This window comes from Stenotrophomonas sp. Pemsol (assembly GCF_003586545.1).
Classification (GTDB): Bacteria; Pseudomonadota; Gammaproteobacteria; order Xanthomonadales; family Xanthomonadaceae; genus Stenotrophomonas; species Stenotrophomonas sepilia.
In genome coordinates this window covers 2610330-2631431 of record NZ_CP025780.1, presented here as the reverse complement: position 1 = coordinate 2631431, position 21102 = coordinate 2610330, and the positions used below count along the sequence as shown (strand labels likewise).

The following is a 21102-nucleotide window of genomic DNA, read 5'->3' as shown; positions in this document are numbered from 1 at the left end:
GCGTCGCCCGTTTTCCTTTCCGTGATCAACATCGCGCGTGGCCCGGGAGGCGCTGCCGTCGCCGCCTGTTGCGGCCCGGATGTGCCGCCTGTTGTCGAAGAGGAGGATGCCATGTTGTTCGCGGTCGAGGAGCTGGAATCGGAAATCTGCAAGCTGCGCGGTCTGTTGCAGATGCTGCACGAGGACCAGCCCGACGTACTGGAGGACGTGTTCGAGTTCCATGTCGGCAGCCTGATCAGTCATGCGTCGCCGGAGCATCACACGCGCATCCGCATTTGCGCGCAGGAGATGCTGGCGGCGATCCAGGCCCTGCCGCGGCGACGGGAAGAGGACACGCCTGAGTTCCAGCTGATGCCGCAGCTGGATATCCGTCCGGCCTGATTCAAGCCAGGGGCAGCACCACCAGGCCGTTGTCCACGCAGGCGACCATCTGCTCGCCGGCAGCGGGAACAGGAACGATTCCGGCGGTGAACGCGGAGAAGGCCGGCAGGAGCGTCATCCTGTCACGCAGCCAGAATGCGGGGAAGCGCCGCCGCAACGCAGGCAAAGCGATCTGTGGATGCAGATGCCCGGCGATCACATGCAGCTCCGCATCGGGCACCGGCTCATGCCGAAGCAGGAACGGTGGCAACCGTACCTCGTCGTGTATCTGCACCTGCAGCTCGGCATGCGGCAGCTGCCGGTCATGATTTCCGCGCAGGACATGCACGTCCAGTGCGGCATTGCGTTCGCGCCATGCCAACCATTGCTGGTACCACGCAGCGCGATGCGCCGGGCCATGCAGGATGTCGCCCAGGATCCACAGCTCGCGGCAGGCATGCCTGTCCAGCAGCCCCTGCAGGCGTTTCAGGTCCTTGCCGGTACCGCCGCTGGGCAGCGCGATGCCTGCGCGGCGGAATACATCGGCCTTGCCCAGGTGCAGGTCGGCGAGCAGCAGTGCCTGCCGCGCGGGCCAGTAGAGTGCACGCGCGCCAAGCAGAACCAGCGACTCGCCTGCGCGCGGCAGTGGCAGTTCATCGGCCATGCCGACGCTCCAGCTGCTGGGCCGCGCGTTGTACCCGGGTACGCCAGTCTTCGTTGCTGAACTGCCCGCGCAGGCGTTCGGCCCACAGCGGGAAACCCAACGGCGTGAGTGACGCCGGGCGCTGCACCGAGAGGGTCTGCATCCGAATCCTGGCCAGTACCTGTTGCAGCCCCGGCATGTCGAGGCTGTCATTCAGCACTTCCTGTTCCGCCAGCGCCAGCAGCAGGTGATCCGGGTCGTGCTCGCGCAGTACGTCGTAGAGCAGTCCCGCGGATGCCTGCAGCTGGCGCAGTGCCCGTGGCATGCCACCGGGCAGGCTGGGGACCAGCAGGCCGGCGACGCGTGCGATGCCGCGGAACTGGCGACGCGCCAGCTCGCCCAGGTTCACTGCAGCACGCAGATCATCCAGCAGCTGATCGGTGGAGAACAGCGCCCGCCATTGCGCCGCATCCAGATCGATGGCCTGTGCCGGTGCCAGCACCAGGCCGTGATCGTTCACCGCATAGCCGATGCTGTTGCGCTGCCGGCGGGTACAGCGCAGCGCCAGCAGGGCGGCCAGCGCCTCATGCACGTGGCGGCCGGCAAAGGGATAGACGAACAGGAACTGGCCTTCGCGACGACGCACATCCTCCACCAGCAGATGGGCTGGGCCGGGAAGCGCCGACAACCGCTGCTGCAGTGCCAGCAGGGGTGACAGCCAGCGTGACTCGGCGCTGTCGTCAGCACCGGACAGTACCCACTCCAGCTCGCGGCCCAGCGGCATCGACAGCGGCAACTGGCCGCCCTGCCAGCGCGGCACGATCCCCTCACCGCGTCCTCGTGCCAACCGGACGAAGGCAGTCATGTCGCGCAGCTGCACCAGCTCCAGCAGGCGCCCGGCGAACTGGAAGCGGTCGCCACGGCGCAGGCGGCTGGCGAACTGTTCCTCCACGGCGCCCAGGCTGCCGCCGCGCAGGAACTGCACGCGCACGCTGCCATCGCTGCTGATGGTGCCGATCGACAGCCGATGACGCAGCGCCTGGCGACGGTCGTGCATGCGGTACCACCCATCGGCATCACGCACGACCTTGTGGAAATCGGGGTACTGGGCCAGCGCTTGGCCACCCTGCACGACGAATGTGAGCACGGCCTGCCACTGGTCGTCGCCGAGCGACGCGAAGGCATGGGTACGCCGCACCTGCGCCAGCAGGTCGGCGCTGTCGAAGCCGCCCGCCAGAGCGCGGCTGACCGCATGCTGGGCCAGCACATCCAGCGGCAGCGTCGGCGGCCTGCGCGCTTCGACCACGTTCCCGGCCAACGCACGGCGCACGGCGGCGTACTCGGCCAGTTCCAGCGCATGGCTGGGCACGCACAGGATGGAACCGCTGGCACCCGGGCGGTGCCGTGCGCGTCCGGCGCGCTGGCGCAGGCGCGCCACGCCCTTCGGGCTGCCCAGCTGCAGTACCTGCTCAACCTCGGGGAAGTCGACGCCGAGGTCGAGGCTGGAGGTGGCAACCACGCAGCGCAGCGCGCCCGCGCGCAGGCCATCCTCCACCTGCTGGCGCAGCACCGGGTCCAGCGAGCCGTGGTGCAGCGCAAGCGTGTCCGGTTCTTCCGGCCAGACTGCGGCCAGCGCCTGATGCCACAATTCAGCTTGCGCGCGCGTATTGGTGAACAGCAGGCTGCTGCGTGCCTGCATCAGTGCATCCAGCACGCGTGGCAGCTGCGCCAGGCCCAGATGCCCGGCCCAGGGGAAATGTTCGCCAGGGTCCGGCAGCACGCTGCGCACGCTCACTGCGCGAGGGCGTACGCCCTGCACGATCGGTGCATCCGGTTGCCCGGGCAGCAGTACATCGCGCGCCTCATCCAGATTGCCCAGCGTAGCCGACAGTCCCCACAGCTGCGATGCAGGCGCGGCCTGGCGCAACACTGCCAGGTTCAACTGCAGCAGCACACCGCGCTTGTTGCCCAGCAGTTCGTGCCATTCGTCCACCACCATGCAGCGCAGCCGCTGCATGCGCGGCAGCGTATCCGGATAGCTCAGCAGCAGCGCCAGTGATTCCGGCGTGGTCACCAGTACGTCGATGCGGCCCTCGCGCGCCTGGCGCCGCTCGCGGTTGCTGGCGTCACCACTGCGCAGGCCGACACGCCAACCCAGCCCCAGCCCATCGACCACGGTCTGCAGCGCGCGCGCGGTGTCGCTGGCCAACGCGCGCAAGGGGGTCACCCACAGCACCTGCAGCGGGCGGACCGCGCTGGCGCGGCGGGGGGAGGGTGGCGGGTCGATCATGGCCTGCAGCAGCGGCCCGCCGAACATCGCCAGTGTCTTGCCGCTGCCTGTGGGTGTATGCAGCAGCCCGGATTCGCCGGCGAGATAGTGACGCCACATCGCGCGCTGGAACGGCAGTGAGCGCCAGCCTCTGGACGCGAACCAGTCTTCCAGCCGGCGCAGTGCCTGGCTGCGGTTCATCGTGCCAACGCCTGCAGCGTGGCCAACTGATCGGCTTCGCTGGCGGGCTTGTCGTGGCGCCAGCGCAGGATGCGCGGAAAACGCACGGCGATGCCCGACTTGTGCCGGCTGCTGCGGTTGACTGCCTCGAAGCCCAGCTCGAAGACGTGTTCGGCGCGAACGCTGCGCACCGGGCCGAAGCGCTCGCGGGTGTTGGCGCGGATCCAGCGATCAAGCGCGAGGATTTCCTTGTCATCCAGGCCCGAATAGGCCTTGGCGACCGGTACCAGCGTGTCGCCGTCCCAGACGCCGAAGGTGTAGTCGGTGTACAGCGTGCTGCGCCGCCCATGGCCGGCCTGCGCGTACAGGAGCACCGCATCGATGGTGAGCGGATCGAGCTTCCATTTCCACCAGTCACCGCGGCGGCGTCCGGCCTGGTAGGGCGAGGCATGCCGTTTCAGCATCAGTCCTTCCACGCCGCGTTCGCGTGCCACGTCGCGCATTGCCGCCGCCTGGAGCCAGTCGTCGGCGTCAACGCCCGGTGAGAGCTGGATCCGTGCATCGTTCAGTGCACCGACGACCTCGGCGAGACGCGCGCGCCGCTGCTGCAGCGGACGTTCGCGCAGGTCTACGCCATCGAGTTCAAGCAGGTCATAGGCGAGCACCCGCACCGGCGTGTTGCGCAGGGTGGCCGCACCGGGTTTTCGGCGCTGGATGCGCGTCTGCAGCGCAGTGAAGGCACGCGGCAGGTCCGCGGCTTCGTCCCAGGCCAGCAGCTCGCCGTCCAGCACGCAGCCATCGGGAAGCGCCATCGCTGCCTGTTCGATCTCGGGGAAGCGGCCATCCAGCCGCTCTTCGCCGCGTGACCACAAGGCGACCTCGCCGCGCCGGCGCAGCAGCTGCAGGCGGATGCCATCCCACTTCCATTCCAGCAGCCAGTCATCGATCGGGCCGAGTCGTTCGGCAGGGGATCCCTCCAGTGGCGAGGCCAGGAAGAACGGATAGGGCTGCTGCCGGTCCAGCGGCAGCTCATCCGGCGACAGCAGCTGGGTCAGCAGCCCGGGCGAGGGCACCCACTCGCCCAGCATGCGCTGGGCGATGCGTGCGATGTCCAGGCCGGACCACTCGGCCAGCGCCTGCTGCACCAGTCGCTGCGACACGCCAACGCGCAGGGCGCCGGTCAGCAGCTTGTTGAATACCAGGCGTTCGCCGCTGCACAGTTGCTGCCAGCCGGCGACGATCGCCGCGCGACGCACCGCCTCGGGTTGGTTGGCGACCGCCAGCAGGTGCTGTTCGATCCATTCGGCCAGGGGCCGGTCAGGCGAGGGGTGTGGTGGGTCGTCCAACAGCAGGGTCAGCGTTTCGGCCAGGTCACCCACCTGCGCATAGCTGTCTTCCACCAGCCACGGTGGCAACCCTGATTGCTCGGCGATCCACGCGCGCAGTTCGCCACTGGCGGCGATCTTCCTGCGCGCGCCACCCACCTTGCCACCACTGAGCAGGTACAGCGCCCACGCCGCATCGTGTGCGCCTGCCTGGCGGAAGTAGTCGACCAGCGCTGCGCGCTTGTCCAGCGTGGCAGTGCTGCGGTCCAGGCGTTGGTAGAGCGCTGCGAAGGACTTCATTCCTCGCTCCCGAAATCGGTACGGAAGGCTTCGGCAGCCACGCCGCGCTCGCGCAGGAACGGAATCAACGCATCGGTATTGCCATGGGTGGCGATCACCCGCTGCGCGCCGGTCTGTTGGATCGTTTGCAGCAGTGCTGGCCAATCGGCGTGGTCGGAAATGACGAAGCCTCGATCGACGTTGCGGCGGCGACGGTTGCCGCGCAGTTGCATCCAGCCCGAGGCGAAGCCCAGCTGGTGACGGCCGAAGCGGCGCATCCAGGGCGTGCCCGCAGCCGAGGGCGGGGCCAGGATCAACTGGCCGGCGGCATCGGGCTGGCGGCCCTGTTCGGCCACGGTGAGCGTCTCCAGCATCGGTACGCCGGCCTGCCGGTACACCGCCACGCCATTGGCGATGGCGCCATGCAGCCAGGCCGGCCGATCGTCCAGTGGCCGCAGCTCTGCCAGCACCCGCTGTGCCTTGCCCAGCGCATAGCACAGCAGGATCGCAGCCTCGCCGCGTTGTTCGCATTCGCGGCGCCACGCCACGATTTCGGCAGCGACGGCCGAAGTGTCCGGCCAGCGGTAGATCGGCAGGGCGAAGGTGGCTTCGGTGATGAAGGTATCGCAGGGCACCACTTCGAACGGCGCACAGGTTGGGTCAGGCTGCCGCTTGTAGTCGCCGGAGGCGACCCAGACCTGCCGCCCGTCGTCGATGCGCACCTGCGAAGATCCCAGGACGTGACCGGCTGGATGCAGCGATACCTGTACCCGGCCCAGGCGGAACGGCACGCCCTCGACGTGCGCCTGCACCGGAACATCGCCCAGGCGCCAGCGCAGGATCGGCAGGCTGCCCTCGCTGCAGTGGTACTCGCCCATGCCCGGGCGGGCGTGATCCCCGTGGCCATGCGTGATGACCGCGCGCGCTACCGGTCGCCAGGGATCAATGTGGAAATCGCCGGCGGCGCAGTACAGCCCTTCCGGGCGCAGCACCACCAGATCGTCGTTGGCTGCCATGCGATCACTGTGGCCTGCTGCTCGTGCAGACGGTGAGAACCGGCCTGAACACGGGCTTGGCAAGTCATGCGGCACAATCGGACCGCATACCTCTTGCCGCCAGGATGGACCGGATGAGTGGACCAAGCTTCAGCAGCGACGCGCCCTACGAAACCCATGTGGTGTTGAACCAGCCGCCACCGTTCGCGGGGCGCCAGTTGTGGACCGACGACGTGGCGCTGATGGAAGCCGTGCAACGCGAAGGCGCTGGCAGCTTCGCGCCACGCCTGGCGGTCTATGGCGCGCTGGCCGGCGACGAGCTGTACCGGCTCGGCTTCGATGCCAACCGCGATCGCCCACGCCTGCGCACGCATGATGCGCAGGGTCATCGCATCGATACGGTGGAGTTCCACCCGGCCTATCACCAGTTGATGGAGACGGCGAAATCGCACGGTGTCGCCGGCTTGTCCTGGCATGAACCGCAACCCGGCGCGCATGTCGCGCGTGCGGTGTTGAGCTACCTGCACCACCAGGCCGAGGCCGGCACCAGTTGCCCGTTGACGATGACCCATGCAGCAGTAGCGGTGCTGCACACGCAGCCGCATCTGGCCGAGTGGGCACGCAAGGCCGCAGCGCCGGTCTATGACGCGCGCGACGTGCCGGTGGCTGACAAGGCCGGCATCACCCTGGGCATGGGCATGACCGAGAAGCAGGGCGGCTCGGATGTGCGCTCCAACAGTACGCGCGCCGAACCGATCGATGGTGAGCGCTATCGCCTTGTCGGCCACAAGTGGTTCTTTTCCGCACCGATGTGCGATGGCTTCCTGGTGCTGGCGCAGGCGCCGGGAGGACTGACCTGCCTGCTGATGCCGCGCCGGCTGGCCGACGGTGACCGCAACGCATTCCGGTTGATGCGGTTGAAGGACAAGCTTGGCGACTGGGCCAATGCCTCCAGCGAAGTCGAGTTCTGCGGCGCGCAGGCATGGCGGGTGGGCGAGGAGGGGCGTGGCGTGGCCACCATCATCGGCATGGTGATGATGACCCGCCTGGATTGCATGCTGGGCGCAGCGGCGGAAATGCGCATGGCGTTGGCGCAGGCGTTGCACCACGCACGCCATCGCCGCACCTTCGGCAAGCTGCTGGTCGAGCACCCGTTGATGACCAATGTGCTGGCCGACCTGGCACTGGAATCGGAAGCGGCCACGGTACTTTCGATGCGCATCGCACGCGCGGTGGATCGCGCCGCCGTGGATGCCAACGAAGCTGCGCTGGCACGGGTGGGAACGGCGCTGGGCAAGTACTGGCTGTGCAAGCGCGCGCCGGCCTTCGTCAACGAAGCGCAGGAATGCCTCGGCGGCGCAGGCTATGTGGAGGAATCGATGCTGCCGCGGCTGTACCGGCAGGCGCCGTTGAATTCGATCTGGGAAGGCAGTGGCAACATCCAGTGCCTGGACGTACTGCGCGCGCTGGCACGTGAACCGGAGGCACTGGCGGCGCTGCGCGCCGAGCTGGCAGCGGTGGCCGATCATGATGCGCGCTACGCGGCGGCGCTGCAGCGTTGGGCAGCGGCACCGGCACCGGATGAGTCGCAGGCGAGGCTTTTCTGCGAGCGCACTGCGCTGCTGTTGCAGGCAGCGTTGATGTTGCGGGCGGGCAGTCCAATGGCTGAAGCGTTCGTGCGCAGCCGGCTGGAAGGGGAGCATGGGCTGGTGTTCGGGACGCTGCCGGCGGGTGTGGATCTGTCGGCAATGCTGGCGCGCGCGCTGCCTTAGGGGCGGCCAACGGCGATGGCGCTTACGCCCCTGCGCAACCTACCTGCGCGTCCTTGGACACTTTCCGTACGCGTCCAGCACGGAATCAACAGAAAGAGCAGAGAGCGAAAAGCAGAAAAGCCGCGGCAGTGCCGCGGCTTTTCCTGTAGCGCCGAGACGATGCCCGGCTGCCGGTAGGCCTTAGTGCTTGGCTTCTTCCTTGGCGGCGTTGGCCTTGGCGTCATTGGCGACATCACGGGCCTTGTCAGCAACCTTCTGTGCGGCGTCCGCAGTGGCGTGGCTGGCATGTGCAGCGGCGTCGGTGGCCGCAACCTTGGCCTTGTCTGCGGCGTTTGCGGTGGCGTCTGCGGCCTTGTCCAGTGCCTGCTGGGTATCGGCGGCGGCCTGCTCGGACGCGGCAGCGGTCTTGTCGGCAGCGTTGCGGGTGGCTTCGGCGGCCCTGTCCACGGCGTCACGGGCGGCAGCGCCGGCGCTGTCGGCGGCCTGCTGCGCGTCCTGCTTGGCCTGTTCGGCTTCCGGACCCTTGCAGGCGGCCAGGGCCAGCAGCAGGGAGGCGGCCAGCAGCGTGGTGGTGATCGGGCGAATCTTCATGGCGGTCTCCGGTACTGCAATGGATGGGGACGCCAGCCTATTCATGCCGTTGTGAAGACGGGGTCGCGATCCGAGGCGCGCGCAGACAGCAGGCCAAAGAAAAAGCCGCTGGCGAACCAGCGGCTTTTCCAGAACAGCCTGAAGAAAGAAGTTATTACTTCTTGGCTTCTTCAGCAGCGTCCTTGGCCTGCTCAGCGGTAGCTTCGGCAGCCTTGGCAGCGTCCTTGGCTTCGCCAGCAGCAGCGTCGGTCGCGGCAGCAGCGGTGTTGGCAGCAGCGTCGGTCGCAGCGTCAGCAGCGGTGGCGGCGGTGTTGGCAGCCTGCTGGGCAGCGTCGGCGGTCTGGGCGCCGGCAGCGGCGGCCTGGTCGGCAGCAGCCTGGGCTTCGGTGGCGGCTTCGTTGGCCGAAGCAGCGGCGTCCTGGGCAGCTTCCTGCTTCGAGCAGGCGGCCAGGGCCAGAGCCAGGGACATCGCGACCAGCAGCTTGTTGATGCTCATTGTGTAAATCCTCGTCGTTAGAATTAGGCAACGCGCATGCTGCGCGCCGACAACATGATGACAAGCCAAGATTGGGTGTCAAGCGATCCCGCATTCATTTTTGCGAAATCGTCGTTAAATCTTTTTAAATCAATTCGATGGCGATGGCTGTTGCTTCACCACCACCGATGCACAGGGTGGCAATGCCGCGCTTGCCACCGCGCGTGCGCAGGGCGTTGACCAAGGTCACCACCAGGCGTGCACCGGAGGCACCGATGGGATGGCCCAGTGCGCAGGCCCCGCCATTCACGTTGAGCTTGTCGTGCGGGATGCCCAGTTCACGCATCGGTGCCATCGCCACCACGGCGAAGGCCTCATTGATTTCGAACAGGTCGATCTGGTCCAGCGACCATCCGGTCTTGGCCAGCAGTGTGTGGATCGCGCCGATCGGGGCGGTGGTGAACCATTCCGGTTCCTGCGAATGGGTGGCGTGGCCGACGATGCGCGCCAGCGGGGTAATGCCACGTGCGTTGGCGTCTTCCTCGGTCAGCAGGACCACCGCAGCGGCGCCGTCGGAGATGCTGGAGGAGCTGGCGGCGGTGACGCTGCCGTCCTTCTTGAAGGCCGGGCGCAGGGTCGGGATCTTGGCGATGTCGGAGCGGCCGGGTTGCTCATCGGTGGCGACCTCGACCTCACCCTTGCGGGTGGCCACCTTCACCGCGACGATCTCATCGGCGAATGCCCCATTGGCCTGTGCGGCCTGTGCGCGCTTGACCGATTCGATCGCGTAGGCGTCCTGTTCCTCGCGGCTGAACTGGTACTTGTCCACGGCGCATTCGGCGAACTCGCCCATGGCCTTGCCGTCGTAGGCGTTGACCAGGCCGTCGTGGGCCATGTGGTCGACCGCCTGGAAGTTGCCGAAGCGGTTGCCCGTGCGCGAGTTGGGCAGCAGGTGCGGGGCGTTGGACATCGATTCCATGCCACCGGCGACCACGATGCTGGCCGAACCGGCCTTGATCAGGTCATGGCCGAGCATGATGGTCTTCATGCCCGAGCCGCACACCTTGTTGAGGGTGGTGGCACCGGTCGACAGCGGAATGCCGGCGGCGATCGCCGCCTGGCGGGCGGGCGCCTGGCCGAGGTTGGCCGGCAGCACGCAGCCCATGAGGACTTCAGAGACGTCGCTGGCCGGCACGCCCGATTGTTCCAGGGCGGCCGCGATGGCGGCCGCGCCGAGGGTCGGGGTCGGCACGCCGTTGAACTGGCCGAGGAAGGAGCCGATGGCGGTGCGCTTGGCGGCGGCGATGACGATGTTGGACATGGCAATCTCGTTGATGCGTAAGCAATGTTCGGAAAGGAGACCGAGGACGTTGGAAGCGCCGCGATTTCCCGGCAGACTGCGTGGGGGTCGACCCAAGTATAGAGGGTCGGGGAGGGCCGCCGCTGGGCGGCACCGCACGCCTGCCGGGATGTAGGCAGGCCAACGTTCATGGGAAGGAATCGATGGAACGCACGATGATGGTGAGGTCGGCGCTGGCGTCGGCGCTGGCGATGGCATTGACGGCATGTGGTGGCGGCGGAGGCGGCGGCAATGTCCGCATCGATCCACCCCCGACCACCCCGACGCCCCCGACCACGCCCCCGCCGACCACACCGCCTCCGGCCAAGCCGCAGGAGCCGGCCTTCGACGCGCACCTGTCCGTGACCAATGCGCGTGCCGCACAGGCCGCCGGCCTGACCGGGCAGGGGGTGCGCATCGGCATCGTCGATTCGGGCGTGCAGCGCAACGCAGTGGCGCTGAACGGGCGCGTGGTCGCCAACCTCAACTACATCGACCCCGCCCGCAACAACCTGCAGGTGGACGACGTGGTGGGCCACGGCACGGCGGTGGCCAGCCTGGCCGCGGGTGCTTCGGTGGGGTCCTGGCCGGGCGGCATCGCCCCCGGCGCACAGATCGTTTCGGCGCGGATCATCGCCGACAAGCCGCCCGTCGATGACGGCAGCGGCAAGGGCAATTCCTTCAGCGGCCCACTGGGCGTGGCGCAGGTCCACCAGGACCTGATCAGCTACAACGTGAAGGTGATGAACAATTCGTGGGGCGGCCTGTACTGGACCGACCTGCCGACCACCGCGCAGGTGGCGGCCGAGTACCGGCCGTTCGTCATCAACCATGGCGGCCTGGTGGTGTTCGCGGCCGGCAACGATGCGCGCCCCGAGCCGAGCAGCCTGGCCGCGCTGCCCAGCCAGCTGGGCGTTGCCGGCTCGCTGCCGGCGGCCGATCTGGAGCGCGGCTGGCTGGTGGCCACTGCGGTGGATCCGTATGCACCGGGCACGCTGGCCAGCTACGCCAATGCCTGCGGCCAAGCCGCGCGCTACTGCCTGGCGGCGCCGGGCAGCGCGGTCTATCCCGATGCCAACGGCGGCAGCTATTACTGGAACTACGGCACGTCCTTCGCCGCCCCGCTGATTTCCGGCGCCGCCGCCCTGGTCTGGCAGCGCTACCCGTACTTCGACAACAACCTGGTGCGGCAGACCCTGCTGGGCACCGCCAAGGACATCGGTGCGCCCGGCGTGGATGCGGTGTTCGGCTACGGCCTGCTCGACATCTCGCGGGCGATCAAGGGGCCGGGGCGCTTCGACTGGGGCGATGTGGTGGCCAATGTCGATGCGCCATCGAGTGGCTCGCTGTGGAGCAATGACATCGTCGGCAGCGGTGGCCTGGTCAAGCAGGGCGGGGGAACCCTGGTGCTGGGGGGCAACAACAGCTACAGCGGTGCCACCCGCATCGAGCGCGGCATCCTGTCACTGCAGAACGGCAGCGTGATCCGCTCCAACGTGACGATCCTGGCGCAGCCCGATCCGGATTCGACCGGCCTGCAGTTCAATGGCGGTACGCCGCGCGTGATCGGCAATGTGGTCAACGGCAGCAGCGTGTTCCTGACCACCGGCAACACCACCGGCACCATCGAGGGCAACTACACCCAGCAGGCCGGCGCGCAGCTGATGATCGCGCTCGGTGCCAATGCGCTGCAGGTCACCGGCAACGCCACGATCAACGGGGGCGTGCGCGTGCACGGCTTCGTCTCCGGCTATGTGCCGCAGAACGGCAGCCGCCAGGACCTGATCCACGCCGCCGCCGGCCTCAGCGGCACCTTCAGCAGCCCGGCCACCTCCAGCGGCCTGCAGGGCCTGTCGCTGCTGCAGAGCAGCTATGGATATGACAGCAACAACGCTTGGTTGAACCTGACCCAGGTCAGCGTCACGGCGGCCGCGACCGGGCTCACGGCCTCGGCGCAGTCGGCTGCGCGACGCGTGGACAGTGCGTTCAGCGCGCTTGATGGCGATACGACGCTGCAGGGCTCGGCCTTCGGTACGGCCGCCGGTGCGCTGCAGTGGACCGGCGGTGGCAGCAAAGGCCTCGAGGCCAGTTTGCAGAGCCTGTCCGGACAGGCGCATGCGCGGGCCGAGTCGGCCACCTTCGACAGCATCGACATGTCACGCCGCGCGATCGCCGAGCGCTTTGATCGCGTGCAGACGGCGCCGCGCCTGCGCGGGGCCTGGCAGAGCGCGCTCGGCGAAGCCGGGCAGGGCAGTTTCGCCGGCAATGCCGCCGACAGCCGCGGTTGGATGGCCGGCCAGGACCTGCCACTGGGCAGCAATGGGCTGATGGGCGTGGCCTTTGGCGAAACCCGCAGCAATGGTGGCAGCAGCGTCGGTGGTGATCGTGGGCGTGATCGCCAGACGCAGGCGCAGCTGTATGCCGGCTGGAACCTGGGCCGGGGCTATGCGCTGGCGCAGGTCGGCAGCGGCCAGTTCACCCGGGCGCTGGATCGCCAGTTGCTGCTGGGCGCCGGCGCCTACGGTGTCTCTGCACGTTACGGCGGACGTTTCAGCAGCGCCAGTGTCGAAGGCGGCTATCGTTTCGGCCGCGCGGGTGCGTCGTTCACACCCTACGTGGGCGCCAGCAGCACGCGCGTGGATACCGATGCCTTCAACGAACTGGGCGGGTTCGGCTTCGGCCTGCGTGGCGATGCCAACCGCGTACAGCGCAGCCAGATGCTGGCCGGTATCCGCGGCGAACGTGGCTGGGGGCGCTGGACCCTGCGCGGGCATGCCGAATGGCAGCAGCGGCTCGATGGTGCCGATGCGGACTGGCAGGCCAGTTTCGTCGGCGTTGATGCATGGGCGCCACTGGCGGGCTGGAACGCGCCGCGCGGCAGTGCGCTGTTCGGCGTGGCGCTGGAGTCGTGGTGGGGTCGCAACGGCCGCCTGAGCCTGGGCTTCGACCAGCGCGTCGGCGGCGAAGGCGCGCGCCAGGCGGCGTTGCGCTACAGCACCGGGTTCTGAACGGGCGGTCGCGCCGGGTCGAAAGGCCCGGCGCGACATCGGCAGGCTCAGCCGCCGCGCAGGTTGCCCAGGCGCGGGGTGCTGCGACCCAGCGGCATCTTCAGCTTGCCGATCGACAGGATACGGCTTTCGGCGATGCGGTCGGCTGCCCGCTGCGGCGCGATGTTCTCGCGTTGCGACAGTTCGAAGATGCGGGTGAGGTTGTGGTAGATGCTGCGGATCAGGCGCATCGCGCGTTCGCGGTTGTAGCCATCGATCTCCAGCGACACGTTCATCACGCCGCCCGCGTTGACCGCGTAGTCAGGTGCATACAGGATGCCGCGCGCATGCAGTTCATCGCCGATTTCCAGGCTCGACAGCTGGTTGTTGGCGGTACCGCAGATGATCTTCGCCTTGATCCGCGGCAGGGTGTCGGCGTTGATCGCGCCTTCCAGCGCGCACGGTGCGAACACATCGGCGTTCACTTCGTGGATCTCGTCCGGCTTGACCGCTTCGGCGCCGAAATCGCTGACCGCGCGATCAACCAGCGCGCTGTCCAGGTCGGTGACATACAGTTTGGCGCCGCGATCGCGCAGCAGCTTGACCAGCTCCATGCCGATGTGGCCCAGGCCCTGCACTGCGATGCTGGTCTTGCCCACTTCCTCATGGCCGAACTTGAAGCGCATCGCCGCCATCAGCGCCTGCAGCGCACCGTAGGCGGTGAACGGGGCCGGATCGCCGGAGCCGCCATGGACCTGGTGCACGCCGGTCACGAACTGGCTCTCCAGGTAGATGTTCTCCATGTCGTTGACGTCGGTACCGACGTCCTCGGCGGTGATGTAGCGCCCTCCCAGCGAGTCGACATAACGGCCGAAGGCGCGGAACAGTACTTCAGTCTTGTCCACTTTCGGGTCGCCGATGATCACCGCCTTGCCACCACCGACGTTGAGGCCGGCCAGCGCATTCTTGTAGGTCATCGTCCGGCTCAGCCGCAGCACGTCGGCCAGCGCCTCGTCGGTGCTGGCATACGGACGCATGCGCACGCCACCCAGGGCCGGGCCCAGGGTGGTGTTGTGGATGGCGATGATCGCCTGCAGGCCGGCATCGTGGTTGTGGCAGAACACCACTTGTTCGTGGCCGGTGGTGGCGAGGGTTTCGAATAGCATGGCGTCTCCGATGGCGCGATCAGCGGCGAACTGCAGCGAACGGCCAGTGAACGGTAGGGTCCCAAAACAAAAAAAGCGACGTCGTCATGGCTGGGGGACGGGTCGCGCGGCGCCATTCTAGTCCATTCCCCTGGCCGGTGCCGTCGACATCGCATGCCTTCCGGTTAAAGAAGATGAAAGTGCGGCCGATGCTGCGACGACGGCGGGTGGCCGGATTGGCATGAAGAGGCGGGCGGTCAGTGACGGCAAGGACATTGCAACGACAGGGCGGGCGGCGATGACAGCGGCCTGGTGGCGATCGCTGCGCGGCTGGCTGGCGCGTTCGACCGGGGCGGCACCGTCGCGGCTGGTTGCTGCGTCCCGCCAGGCGGTGGCCGCCGCAGCGGCGAGCCTGCAGGGCGAGGCGCTGCCCCCGGCCGAGATCGCTGCACATCTGCAACGTGGCCTGCATGCGCTGGCCCTGTACCCGCGTCTGGCCGGTGAATCCACGCCGGTGCAGGCCGCAGGGCTGGGCGAGGCGGTGGCGCGCGCGCTGCAGGACCGCAACTGGGCGGCCAGGCAGCTGCCCCGCCGGCCGCAACTGCTGCCGCAGCTGATCCAGACCGTCAACGACGATGCCGCCTCAGCGCGGGTGATGGCCGCGATCATCGGTCAGGACCCGGTACTGACCGGCAACCTGCTGCGCATCGCCAACAGCCCGGCCTACAAGGTGCATGAGCGCCCGGTCGAAAGCCTGCAGCGGGCGGTGACACTGGTGGGTACCGAAGGCGTGCGGCAGATCATCAGCGCGGTACTGGTGCAGCCGGTGATGCAGGTGCAGTGCGAAGTGTTCCCGCAGTTCAGCACGATCATCTGGGAGCACGCATTGCTGGCCTCGCGCGCGGCTGCAGACCACGCACGCACGGTTACCTTCGGTGATGCTTTCGCCGCGCAGTGGCTGGGCCTGGTGCAGGGACTGGGCGCGTCACTGGTAATGCGCCAGCTGCTGCAGGAAGCGCAGGCCCGCGGCGAGGCCGTGGAGCCGGCGTTGGCCCTGCAGATGTTGCAGCAGTGGTCGTTGCCGTTGGCGCAGCGCGTCGCCGCCGCATGGGAGCTGCCTGAGCCGGTTCACCAGGCCCTGGCGGTGGATGCAGAAGGGGCGCTGGCCGACAGCCTGCGCCTGGCCACCGCCGCCGCAGCGGCCAGCCTGTTGTGCCGCCATGGGCATGCCAGCCAGAGCCGCATGCTGGCGCTGCTGGAGCAGCTGCCTTCAGCCCCGCCGCATGCATTGCGCTGGATCTGGCGGCGCCTGCATGGGCGCAGCGTGGAAACGCTGGATGAGGCCGGACAGGACCAGGCCGGCCCGGCGGCCTGAGTACTACAGCTGCGATTCGACCGGCAGCCAGCTGATGGCCCGCGCGGTCCAGCGCTTGCCCAGGCTCGCGCCGGGTTCGGCCTCCACCCAGTGCGGTGGCGGTTCACGCTCCAGCCAGCGTAGCCGGCCTCGGTCGTCCAGCGCCAGCCACCAGCTGTGCCTGGGGTCCGCCAGGCGCAGGTACTCATCGCGCAGCTGCGCCCCCAGCACCGGGTCGTCGAACAGTACGCCCATTTCGGTGTTGAGGTAGGCCGAGCGCGGGTCGAGGTTGAACGAGCCGACGAAGCCGCGGCGGTCGTCGACCACGAACGCCTTGGTGTGCAGGCTCGCGCCGCTGCTGCCGAACATGCCGGCATCGCCGGACTGCCCCTGCGCCTTCAGTTCGTACAGGTGGACGCCCGCTTCGAGCAACGGCACGCGGTAGCTCATGTAGCCGCCGTGCACGGCGGCGACGTCGTTGGCAGCCAGTGAGTTGGTCACCACGCCGACCTGCACGTCCCGCCCGGCCATGGCCGAAAAGCCATCCAGGCCTTCGTTGCCTGGCACGAAGTAGGGTGAGATCAACAACGTTTTGTGCCGGGCGGCCTGCAGCTCGCTGATCAGTGTCGACACCAGCCAGGCAGCGCGATCATCCCTGCGATGCTTCATCGGCGGGTCCGAGACGATGCGCACTGCACTGCTCCAGTGCAATGGCTCGGGACTCGGGCGCTGCCGCTGGCGCGATTCGGCCACGCGCGCAAGGTAGGGCCGGGCCACGTCCCGCTGCGCCTCATGATCCGATTCGCGCACCAGCAGGCGCAGCTGTGCATCGGTATGGAAGGCAAGCGCGGATACCGGAATGGCGGCCTCGCTGTTCCAGTAGTCGTCGAAGATCCGGTTGGCCTGCTCCACGGCAGGGCCGGCGACTAGCAGGTCCAGATCCTGGAAGTTCACATCGGTGCGCGCGCTGAAGTACTCCTCGCCGATGTTGCGGCCGCCGACGATCGCGACGCGGCCATCGGCGATCCAGCTCTTGTTGTGCATGCGGTGGTTCACGCTGAAGAAGCGTTGCACCATCTCCACCACGCGCAGGATGCCGGTCCGGTTGCGGAACGGGTTGTAGAGGCGGATTTCAATGTTGGGGTGCCGGTCCAGCGCCATCATCAGCGCGTCCTTGTCCTTGGCGTTCATGTCATCGAGCAGGATGCGCACGCGCACACCGCGCTCGGCGGCGTCATGCAGCGCCTTGGCCATCAGGTGGCCGATCAGGTCGTCGTGCCAGATGTAGTACTGCAGGTCCAGGCTGCGGCCAGCGTGCGCGGTGATCATCGCGCGCGCTGCGAAGGCATCCATGCCATCACTGAGGAACGCTACGCCTGATTGCCCGGGATGCGCGTCCTGCAGCGGCACGATCTGCTGGTCGATGCGGGTCTGCGCCGGCTGCAATGGCAGTACATGCGAGGGCGCGCCCTGTGCCTGTGGCGTGAGATGGTCGGCCAGCAGCAGCCCGGACAGGACCAGCAGCAACAGCGCGGCGAGGATGATTGCAGCGACGCGCAACAGGCGTCGCCACAGGGGCATGGGCAGGCTCATGCCTCGATGGTAGATCCACGCCCTGCGTGAAGGAATGCCTGCAGGATCGATAGGGCGTCAGCGCCCTTGCCTTCGGCAAGGGATCCGACCCCGCGGGCGTCACGGATGGGGGGCGGACCCGTTTCTGCAGGAAAGGGCCCTGACCCGCAGGCCTCAGAACCGCTCGTCGCTGCCCAGGTAACGCCACTGCGCCGGCGGCAGCGGCCCCAATGCCACGCGGCCGATGCGCAGTCGGCGCACGGCCAGCACCTGCAGCCCGGCGGCGGTCACCGACACGCGCAGCCCCTTGCCGGTCAGCCCCTTGCCGGCAAAGCGCAGGCGCTGCTCGCTTTGCCAGCTGACCTTCGCGCCGCCGGATTCCTGCTGCAGCCGCGCCAGCAGCCACGGTCCTCGCTCGGGGCCGCCTTCGGCCACTTCGATCAGGTATTCCTGTTCGGTGCGGCCTAGATTGCGCTGTAGATGGGCCAGCGTGGCCGGATCCTGGCTGACCACCACCAGGCCGCTGTCGCTGGCCGGAAGTGCAGCGGCCAGCTGCAGGCCGTGGAAATGGCGCTGCAACGGACGGATGTCGCTGGCATCAAGTTCGCTGCGGCTGTCACTGCTGACCAGCGCACACAGGGTCTCAGCAGCAACGCCGGCCGGCTTGTGCAGCAGCATGCTGACCCGCTCGGCCTTTTCATCACTGGCCTGCTCGGCCACGACGATCACCACGCTGTCATCGACCGGGCGCTGTGGCTGTTCCACCACTTCGCCGTCGACCGTTACCCAGCCGCCTTCGATATAGCGCCGCGCTTCGCCGCGGGGGATGCCGAGCACGGCGGACAGGCGTTTGTCGAGACGGATCGGTTCCATGGCGGGCAGGTCGGGCAGGGGGCGCGCAGTGTAGCTGCTGCGGCCGGTCAGCGCTGGCTGCGGTTGGCCAGCTCGGTCAGGTACAGACGGGTATCGAACTCCAGCTGCAGGTAATCCGGTTCCATGTGCTGGCACAGCTGGTAGAAGGCCTTGTTGTGGTCGGTTTCCTTCAGGTGGGCCAGCTCATGCACCACGATCATGCGCAGGAACGCCGCTGGCGCCTGGCGGAATACCGTAGCGATGCGGATCTCACGGCTGGCCTTGAGGCGGCTGCCGTGCACGCGGGAAATGGCGGTATGCGTACCCAGCGCGTGCTTGATCACTTCCAGGGTGTTGTCGTAGCAGACCTTGTTGAGCGGCACCGACTTGCGCAGGTAGCGATCTTTCAGCGCCTGGGTGTAGTCGTACAGCTGGCGGTCGCTGCGCACCTCGTGCGGGTCGGGATAGCGCTGCTGCAGCCAGGGGCCGAGCTTGCCCTGCGCCAGCAGTTCGCTGACCTGGGCGACCAGGGGTTCGGGGTAGCCGGTGAGGTACTTCAGGACTGCCATGCAGGGGCGGCGGGGCGTCGGTAGAATGGAAGCATCCAAGATTACACGCGGTATGTACCAACCATGGCAAAGCCCAACGCGCTGCAGGAACAATTGCTCAAGGCAGGTCTGGCCAAGAAGTCGCAGGCCAGCGCCGCCGCGCGGGAGCAGGCCAAGGCCCGCCAGGGCAAGGCCGAATCGGCCTCGGCCGAGGTCCAGCGTGAGGCTGAACGTGCCCGTGCCGAGAAGGTCGAGCGCGACCGTGCGCTGGCCGCCGAGCGCAATGCCCAGGCCAGGCAGGCGGAACAGAAGGCACAGGCGAAGCAGATCATCGCGGCCCATGCAGTACCCCACAAGGGCGATGACGAGTATCGCTTCAGCGATGGCGCGGCGATCCGCACCCTGCTGATCGACCCCAAGCTGCGCAAGGCGCTGTCGGTGGGCGTGCTGGTCATCGTCGCCAATGGCGAGGGTTACGCCCTGCTGCCGCGCGCCGCCGCCGAGAAGGTGCGCGAGCGGGCTCCGGAGGCGATCATCGTCGACCACGGCCAGCCGGGCTCGACTGCCGAGATCTCCACCGGCAACGCCGAGGACGACGCCTACTACGCCCAGTTCCAGGTGCCGGACGACCTGATCTGGTAAGCAAAAAGGGGACGGAGGGGATTAAGTCGCGATCGCCCCGATTGGATCCGTTGGCGTTCTGCTCAGCTTGCTGAAGGCGCACCGGGCACGGCTCGGCGCAACACTGGCCTGCTCCTTTGTGGGCGGGTGTATCGTCCCCATATCAGGCGACACACCTGCGGAGGAAGACCATGGCCACCGGTTGGGCGGGAGATGGCGCGGTCCAGGACCAGATCGACGCCACCGTCGACGATGCGATCGCCCGCGTGCGCCGCCAGCTGCGGCAGGGCCCGGGCCTCGAGCACTGTGAGGAATGTGAAGCGCCGATTCCGTTGGCGCGACGTCGTGCTGTGCCGGGAGTTCGCCTGTGCGTGGCGTGCCAGCAGGCGCATGACGAAGAAGAGCAGGCGCATGCCGGTTACAACCGGCGTGGCAGCAAGGACAGCCAGCTGAGGTAAGGGGTGCTCGGCAGGGCTGCGCCCTGCACCTGCTTAGAGCAACGGCAACGGCAACGGCAACGGCAACGGCAACGGCAACGGCAAAAGCGTGCTATCCGTGGGATGGCGGGGTGGGGCCGATTGAGGGGGACGCTGCAAGTACGTCCATGTAAGCTCGGTCGCCGCATCCATGCGGCTCACTGATCTGGCCCCCCGTCAGCGGACGCCAAGAAGCGATACTTTGATCGCACTTGGAGGTCCCTTATGTCCCGTATCACCCGTGGCGCCATGGATGGCGCCATCGAGCCCCCATGGATGGGTTTACGGCGTGTCCTGACCACCCACACCGCCCCGCCATCCCACGGAATGCCGCTCTTGATCTTGCTTCGGCTTCGGCCTCTGCAGGTGCAGGGCGCAGCCCTGCCGAAAACCCCACCCTCAGCCGTCGCCCTGGATGCCGCCGGGTGCCTGCGCCGGGTCGCGCCAGCGGCGCACCGTGCGCTGGAAAAACAGGTTGTTCGGCAGCTGCAGCACCGTACCCTCATGGCCGTCGCCGGTTTCCTGCAGCGTGGTGTAGATCAGGTTCACGTCGATCACCCGCCCCTTCAGGCCCGGCTTCTCGCCGTTCTCCAGCACTTCGATGTAGTCATGCAGGCGGAACGGGCGAGTGGTGAAGATCAGCAACGTGCAGAAGATGTTGGAGAGCACGCTCCAGGCCGCGAAGAAGGCCACTGCGCCCACGGCGGCGAAGCCGGTGAACGCGGTCCACAGCACTGAAGGCTTCGCGCCGAGCAGGCTGAGGATATACAGCAGGGCGCTGAAATAGACCACGAAACTGGTGATCCGGCGCGCGCCCATCACCATTTCAGGTGGCAGCGTGTAGTGCTCGGCAAAGCGCCGGATCAGGCGACGGGCCAGTACCCGCAGCAGCCAGGCGACCAGCAGCACCAGCACGATCTGCAGGGCCACGCCCGCGTAGTTCAGCCATGGGTGGCTCCAGGCCGGCAGGTGATCCTTCAGCGACAACATCATGGGGGCGAAAACAGGTGGTGGGAACGGCCTCGATGTTACCCGGCGCGTGCCGGGGTTTCGACCATCGGCGACCACGCCAGGCAGACCAGCTCCTGTCGATGCTGCTGCAGGCAGGCGCGGCCGTTGTCGGGGCACAACCGCAAGGACAGGCCCGATGCCTGCAGCACGACGCAAGCGACGATTACCAGCAGGGCGGCGCAGGACGAGCTGGACATGGCGGAACTCCCTGGAGGTGTTCTCTCGAATGACCTTCCATGGATGCAGCCATCGTCGAAAAGGTTGCATGGCCTTGATCGGCGATCGGCTCTAAACCTTTTTCCGGGTCG

General features: G+C 67.7%; 19 protein-coding genes. 6 read left to right on the top strand and 13 right to left on the bottom strand.

Annotated features, from left to right (window positions below; all coding sequences use genetic code 11):
* Window positions 1-111: 111 nt before the first annotated feature.
* The gene (locus PEM_RS12245; protein WP_005418216.1) at window positions 112-381 is read left to right on the top strand and encodes a hypothetical protein; all 270 of its coding nucleotides are present in this window, start codon (window positions 112-114) and stop codon (window positions 379-381) included.
* Window position 382: 1 nt separating this feature from the next.
* On the opposite strand, the gene pdeM is transcribed toward PEM_RS12245, so the two are convergent.
* Genes pdeM through PEM_RS12225 form a run of 4 tightly spaced genes read right to left on the bottom strand, consistent with a single transcriptional unit; the run spans window position 383 to window position 6072 of the window.
* Window positions 383-1024, bottom strand: a complete 642-nt coding sequence (gene pdeM, locus PEM_RS12240; RefSeq protein ID WP_111126867.1) for a ligase-associated DNA damage response endonuclease PdeM — start codon at window positions 1022-1024, stop codon at window positions 383-385.
* Complete coding sequence (locus PEM_RS12235) at window positions 1014-3473, bottom strand: ligase-associated DNA damage response DEXH box helicase (RefSeq protein ID WP_053500353.1); 2460 nt, start codon at window positions 3471-3473, stop codon at window positions 1014-1016. The genes pdeM and PEM_RS12235 overlap by 11 nt, the downstream gene beginning before the upstream one ends.
* Window positions 3470-5077 carry an ATP-dependent DNA ligase gene (locus PEM_RS12230; RefSeq protein WP_111129622.1) on the bottom strand — a complete coding sequence of 536 codons (1608 nt, stop codon included), beginning with the start codon at window positions 5075-5077 and terminating at the stop codon, window positions 3470-3472. The genes PEM_RS12235 and PEM_RS12230 overlap by 4 nt, the downstream gene beginning before the upstream one ends.
* Complete coding sequence (locus tag PEM_RS12225; RefSeq protein ID WP_005418210.1) at window positions 5074-6072, bottom strand: ligase-associated DNA damage response exonuclease; 999 nt, start codon at window positions 6070-6072, stop codon at window positions 5074-5076. Before PEM_RS12225 ends, PEM_RS12230 begins: the two co-directional genes overlap by 4 nt.
* A 113-nt stretch (window positions 6073-6185) precedes the next feature.
* Between PEM_RS12225 and PEM_RS12220 the strand changes: the two genes are divergently transcribed.
* Complete coding sequence (locus PEM_RS12220; protein WP_111129623.1) at window positions 6186-7823, top strand: acyl-CoA dehydrogenase family protein; 1638 nt, start codon at window positions 6186-6188, stop codon at window positions 7821-7823.
* Between the two features lie 180 nt (window positions 7824-8003).
* On the opposite strand, the gene PEM_RS12215 is transcribed toward PEM_RS12220, so the two are convergent.
* The 3 genes from PEM_RS12215 to PEM_RS12205 form a co-directional block, all read right to left on the bottom strand.
* Window positions 8004-8414: a hypothetical protein gene (locus PEM_RS12215; RefSeq protein ID WP_111129624.1), complete on the bottom strand. Its 411-nt coding sequence runs from the start codon at window positions 8412-8414 to the stop codon at window positions 8004-8006.
* Between the two features lie 154 nt (window positions 8415-8568).
* A complete protein-coding gene (locus tag PEM_RS12210) occupies window positions 8569-8910 on the bottom strand; it encodes a hypothetical protein (RefSeq protein WP_005418203.1) in 342 nt (113 codons plus the stop codon).
* 124 nt (window positions 8911-9034) lie between these two features.
* The gene (locus PEM_RS12205) at window positions 9035-10210 is read right to left on the bottom strand and encodes a thiolase family protein (protein ID WP_119706110.1); all 1176 of its coding nucleotides are present in this window, start codon (window positions 10208-10210) and stop codon (window positions 9035-9037) included.
* Between the two features lie 182 nt (window positions 10211-10392).
* Here PEM_RS12205 and PEM_RS12200 point away from each other — a divergent pair, with 182 nt between their 5' ends.
* Window positions 10393-13236, top strand: coding sequence for an autotransporter serine protease (locus tag PEM_RS12200; protein ID WP_119706109.1), 2844 nt, complete (start codon window positions 10393-10395; stop codon window positions 13234-13236).
* 47 nt (window positions 13237-13283) lie between these two features.
* Here the strand turns inward: PEM_RS12200 and PEM_RS12195 are convergent, their stop codons facing one another.
* Window positions 13284-14381: a Glu/Leu/Phe/Val dehydrogenase dimerization domain-containing protein gene (locus PEM_RS12195; protein ID WP_004153019.1), complete on the bottom strand. Its 1098-nt coding sequence runs from the start codon at window positions 14379-14381 to the stop codon at window positions 13284-13286.
* A 277-nt stretch (window positions 14382-14658) separates the two neighbouring features.
* Between PEM_RS12195 and PEM_RS12190 the strand changes: the two genes are divergently transcribed.
* Window positions 14659-15735: an HDOD domain-containing protein gene (locus PEM_RS12190; RefSeq protein ID WP_111126896.1), complete on the top strand. Its 1077-nt coding sequence runs from the start codon at window positions 14659-14661 to the stop codon at window positions 15733-15735.
* Window positions 15736-15738: 3 nt separating this feature from the next.
* On the opposite strand, the gene PEM_RS12185 is transcribed toward PEM_RS12190, so the two are convergent.
* From PEM_RS12185 to PEM_RS12175, 3 genes are all read right to left on the bottom strand, one after another.
* Window positions 15739-17295, bottom strand: a complete 1557-nt coding sequence (locus tag PEM_RS12185) for a phospholipase D family protein (RefSeq protein ID WP_240431546.1) — start codon at window positions 17293-17295, stop codon at window positions 15739-15741.
* Window positions 17296-17460: 165 nt separating this feature from the next.
* The gene (locus tag PEM_RS12180; protein ID WP_111126900.1) at window positions 17461-18159 is read right to left on the bottom strand and encodes an RNA pseudouridine synthase; all 699 of its coding nucleotides are present in this window, start codon (window positions 18157-18159) and stop codon (window positions 17461-17463) included.
* 47 nt (window positions 18160-18206) lie between these two features.
* A complete protein-coding gene (locus PEM_RS12175; RefSeq protein ID WP_111126902.1) occupies window positions 18207-18707 on the bottom strand; it encodes a M48 family metallopeptidase in 501 nt (166 codons plus the stop codon).
* 63 nt (window positions 18708-18770) lie between these two features.
* Between PEM_RS12175 and PEM_RS12170 the strand changes: the two genes are divergently transcribed.
* Together PEM_RS12170 and PEM_RS12165 are read left to right on the top strand one after the other, a co-directional pair.
* The gene (locus PEM_RS12170) at window positions 18771-19328 is read left to right on the top strand and encodes a DUF2058 domain-containing protein (RefSeq protein ID WP_005418186.1); all 558 of its coding nucleotides are present in this window, start codon (window positions 18771-18773) and stop codon (window positions 19326-19328) included.
* Between the two features lie 170 nt (window positions 19329-19498).
* Entirely contained in the window at window positions 19499-19765 is a 267-nt protein-coding gene (locus PEM_RS12165; protein ID WP_065197353.1) for a DksA/TraR family C4-type zinc finger protein, read from the top strand.
* Between the two features lie 417 nt (window positions 19766-20182).
* On the opposite strand, the gene PEM_RS12160 is transcribed toward PEM_RS12165, so the two are convergent.
* Together PEM_RS12160 and PEM_RS12155 are read right to left on the bottom strand one after the other, a co-directional pair.
* Window positions 20183-20776, bottom strand: coding sequence for a mechanosensitive ion channel family protein (locus PEM_RS12160; RefSeq protein WP_005418176.1), 594 nt, complete (start codon window positions 20774-20776; stop codon window positions 20183-20185).
* Between the two features lie 35 nt (window positions 20777-20811).
* Window positions 20812-20991: a hypothetical protein gene (locus tag PEM_RS12155; RefSeq protein WP_005418175.1), complete on the bottom strand. Its 180-nt coding sequence runs from the start codon at window positions 20989-20991 to the stop codon at window positions 20812-20814.
* Window positions 20992-21102: the final 111 nt, after the last annotated feature.

Coding starts and splice junctions, on each gene's coding strand:
- PEM_RS12245 (WP_005418216.1), top strand. CDS start 112: ATGTTGTTCGCGGTCGAGGAGCTGGAATCGGAAATCTGCAAGCTGCGC.
- pdeM (WP_111126867.1), bottom strand. CDS start 1,024: ATGGCCGATGAACTGCCACTGCCGCGCGCAGGCGAGTCGCTGGTTCTG.
- PEM_RS12235 (WP_053500353.1), bottom strand. CDS start 3,473: ATGAACCGCAGCCAGGCACTGCGCCGGCTGGAAGACTGGTTCGCGTCC.
- PEM_RS12230 (WP_111129622.1), bottom strand. CDS start 5,077: ATGAAGTCCTTCGCAGCGCTCTACCAACGCCTGGACCGCAGCACTGCC.
- PEM_RS12225 (WP_005418210.1), bottom strand. CDS start 6,072: ATGGCAGCCAACGACGATCTGGTGGTGCTGCGCCCGGAAGGGCTGTAC.
- PEM_RS12220 (WP_111129623.1), top strand. CDS start 6,186: ATGAGTGGACCAAGCTTCAGCAGCGACGCGCCCTACGAAACCCATGTG.
- PEM_RS12215 (WP_111129624.1), bottom strand. CDS start 8,414: ATGAAGATTCGCCCGATCACCACCACGCTGCTGGCCGCCTCCCTGCTG.
- PEM_RS12210 (WP_005418203.1), bottom strand. CDS start 8,910: ATGAGCATCAACAAGCTGCTGGTCGCGATGTCCCTGGCTCTGGCCCTG.
- PEM_RS12205 (WP_119706110.1), bottom strand. CDS start 10,210: ATGTCCAACATCGTCATCGCCGCCGCCAAGCGCACCGCCATCGGCTCC.
- PEM_RS12200 (WP_119706109.1), top strand. CDS start 10,393: ATGGAACGCACGATGATGGTGAGGTCGGCGCTGGCGTCGGCGCTGGCG.
- PEM_RS12195 (WP_004153019.1), bottom strand. CDS start 14,381: ATGCTATTCGAAACCCTCGCCACCACCGGCCACGAACAAGTGGTGTTC.
- PEM_RS12190 (WP_111126896.1), top strand. CDS start 14,659: ATGACAGCGGCCTGGTGGCGATCGCTGCGCGGCTGGCTGGCGCGTTCG.
- PEM_RS12185 (WP_240431546.1), bottom strand. CDS start 17,295: ATGCCCCTGTGGCGACGCCTGTTGCGCGTCGCTGCAATCATCCTCGCC.
- PEM_RS12180 (WP_111126900.1), bottom strand. CDS start 18,159: ATGGAACCGATCCGTCTCGACAAACGCCTGTCCGCCGTGCTCGGCATC.
- PEM_RS12175 (WP_111126902.1), bottom strand. CDS start 18,707: ATGGCAGTCCTGAAGTACCTCACCGGCTACCCCGAACCCCTGGTCGCC.
- PEM_RS12170 (WP_005418186.1), top strand. CDS start 18,771: ATGGCAAAGCCCAACGCGCTGCAGGAACAATTGCTCAAGGCAGGTCTG.
- PEM_RS12165 (WP_065197353.1), top strand. CDS start 19,499: ATGGCCACCGGTTGGGCGGGAGATGGCGCGGTCCAGGACCAGATCGAC.
- PEM_RS12160 (WP_005418176.1), bottom strand. CDS start 20,776: ATGATGTTGTCGCTGAAGGATCACCTGCCGGCCTGGAGCCACCCATGG.
- PEM_RS12155 (WP_005418175.1), bottom strand. CDS start 20,991: ATGTCCAGCTCGTCCTGCGCCGCCCTGCTGGTAATCGTCGCTTGCGTC.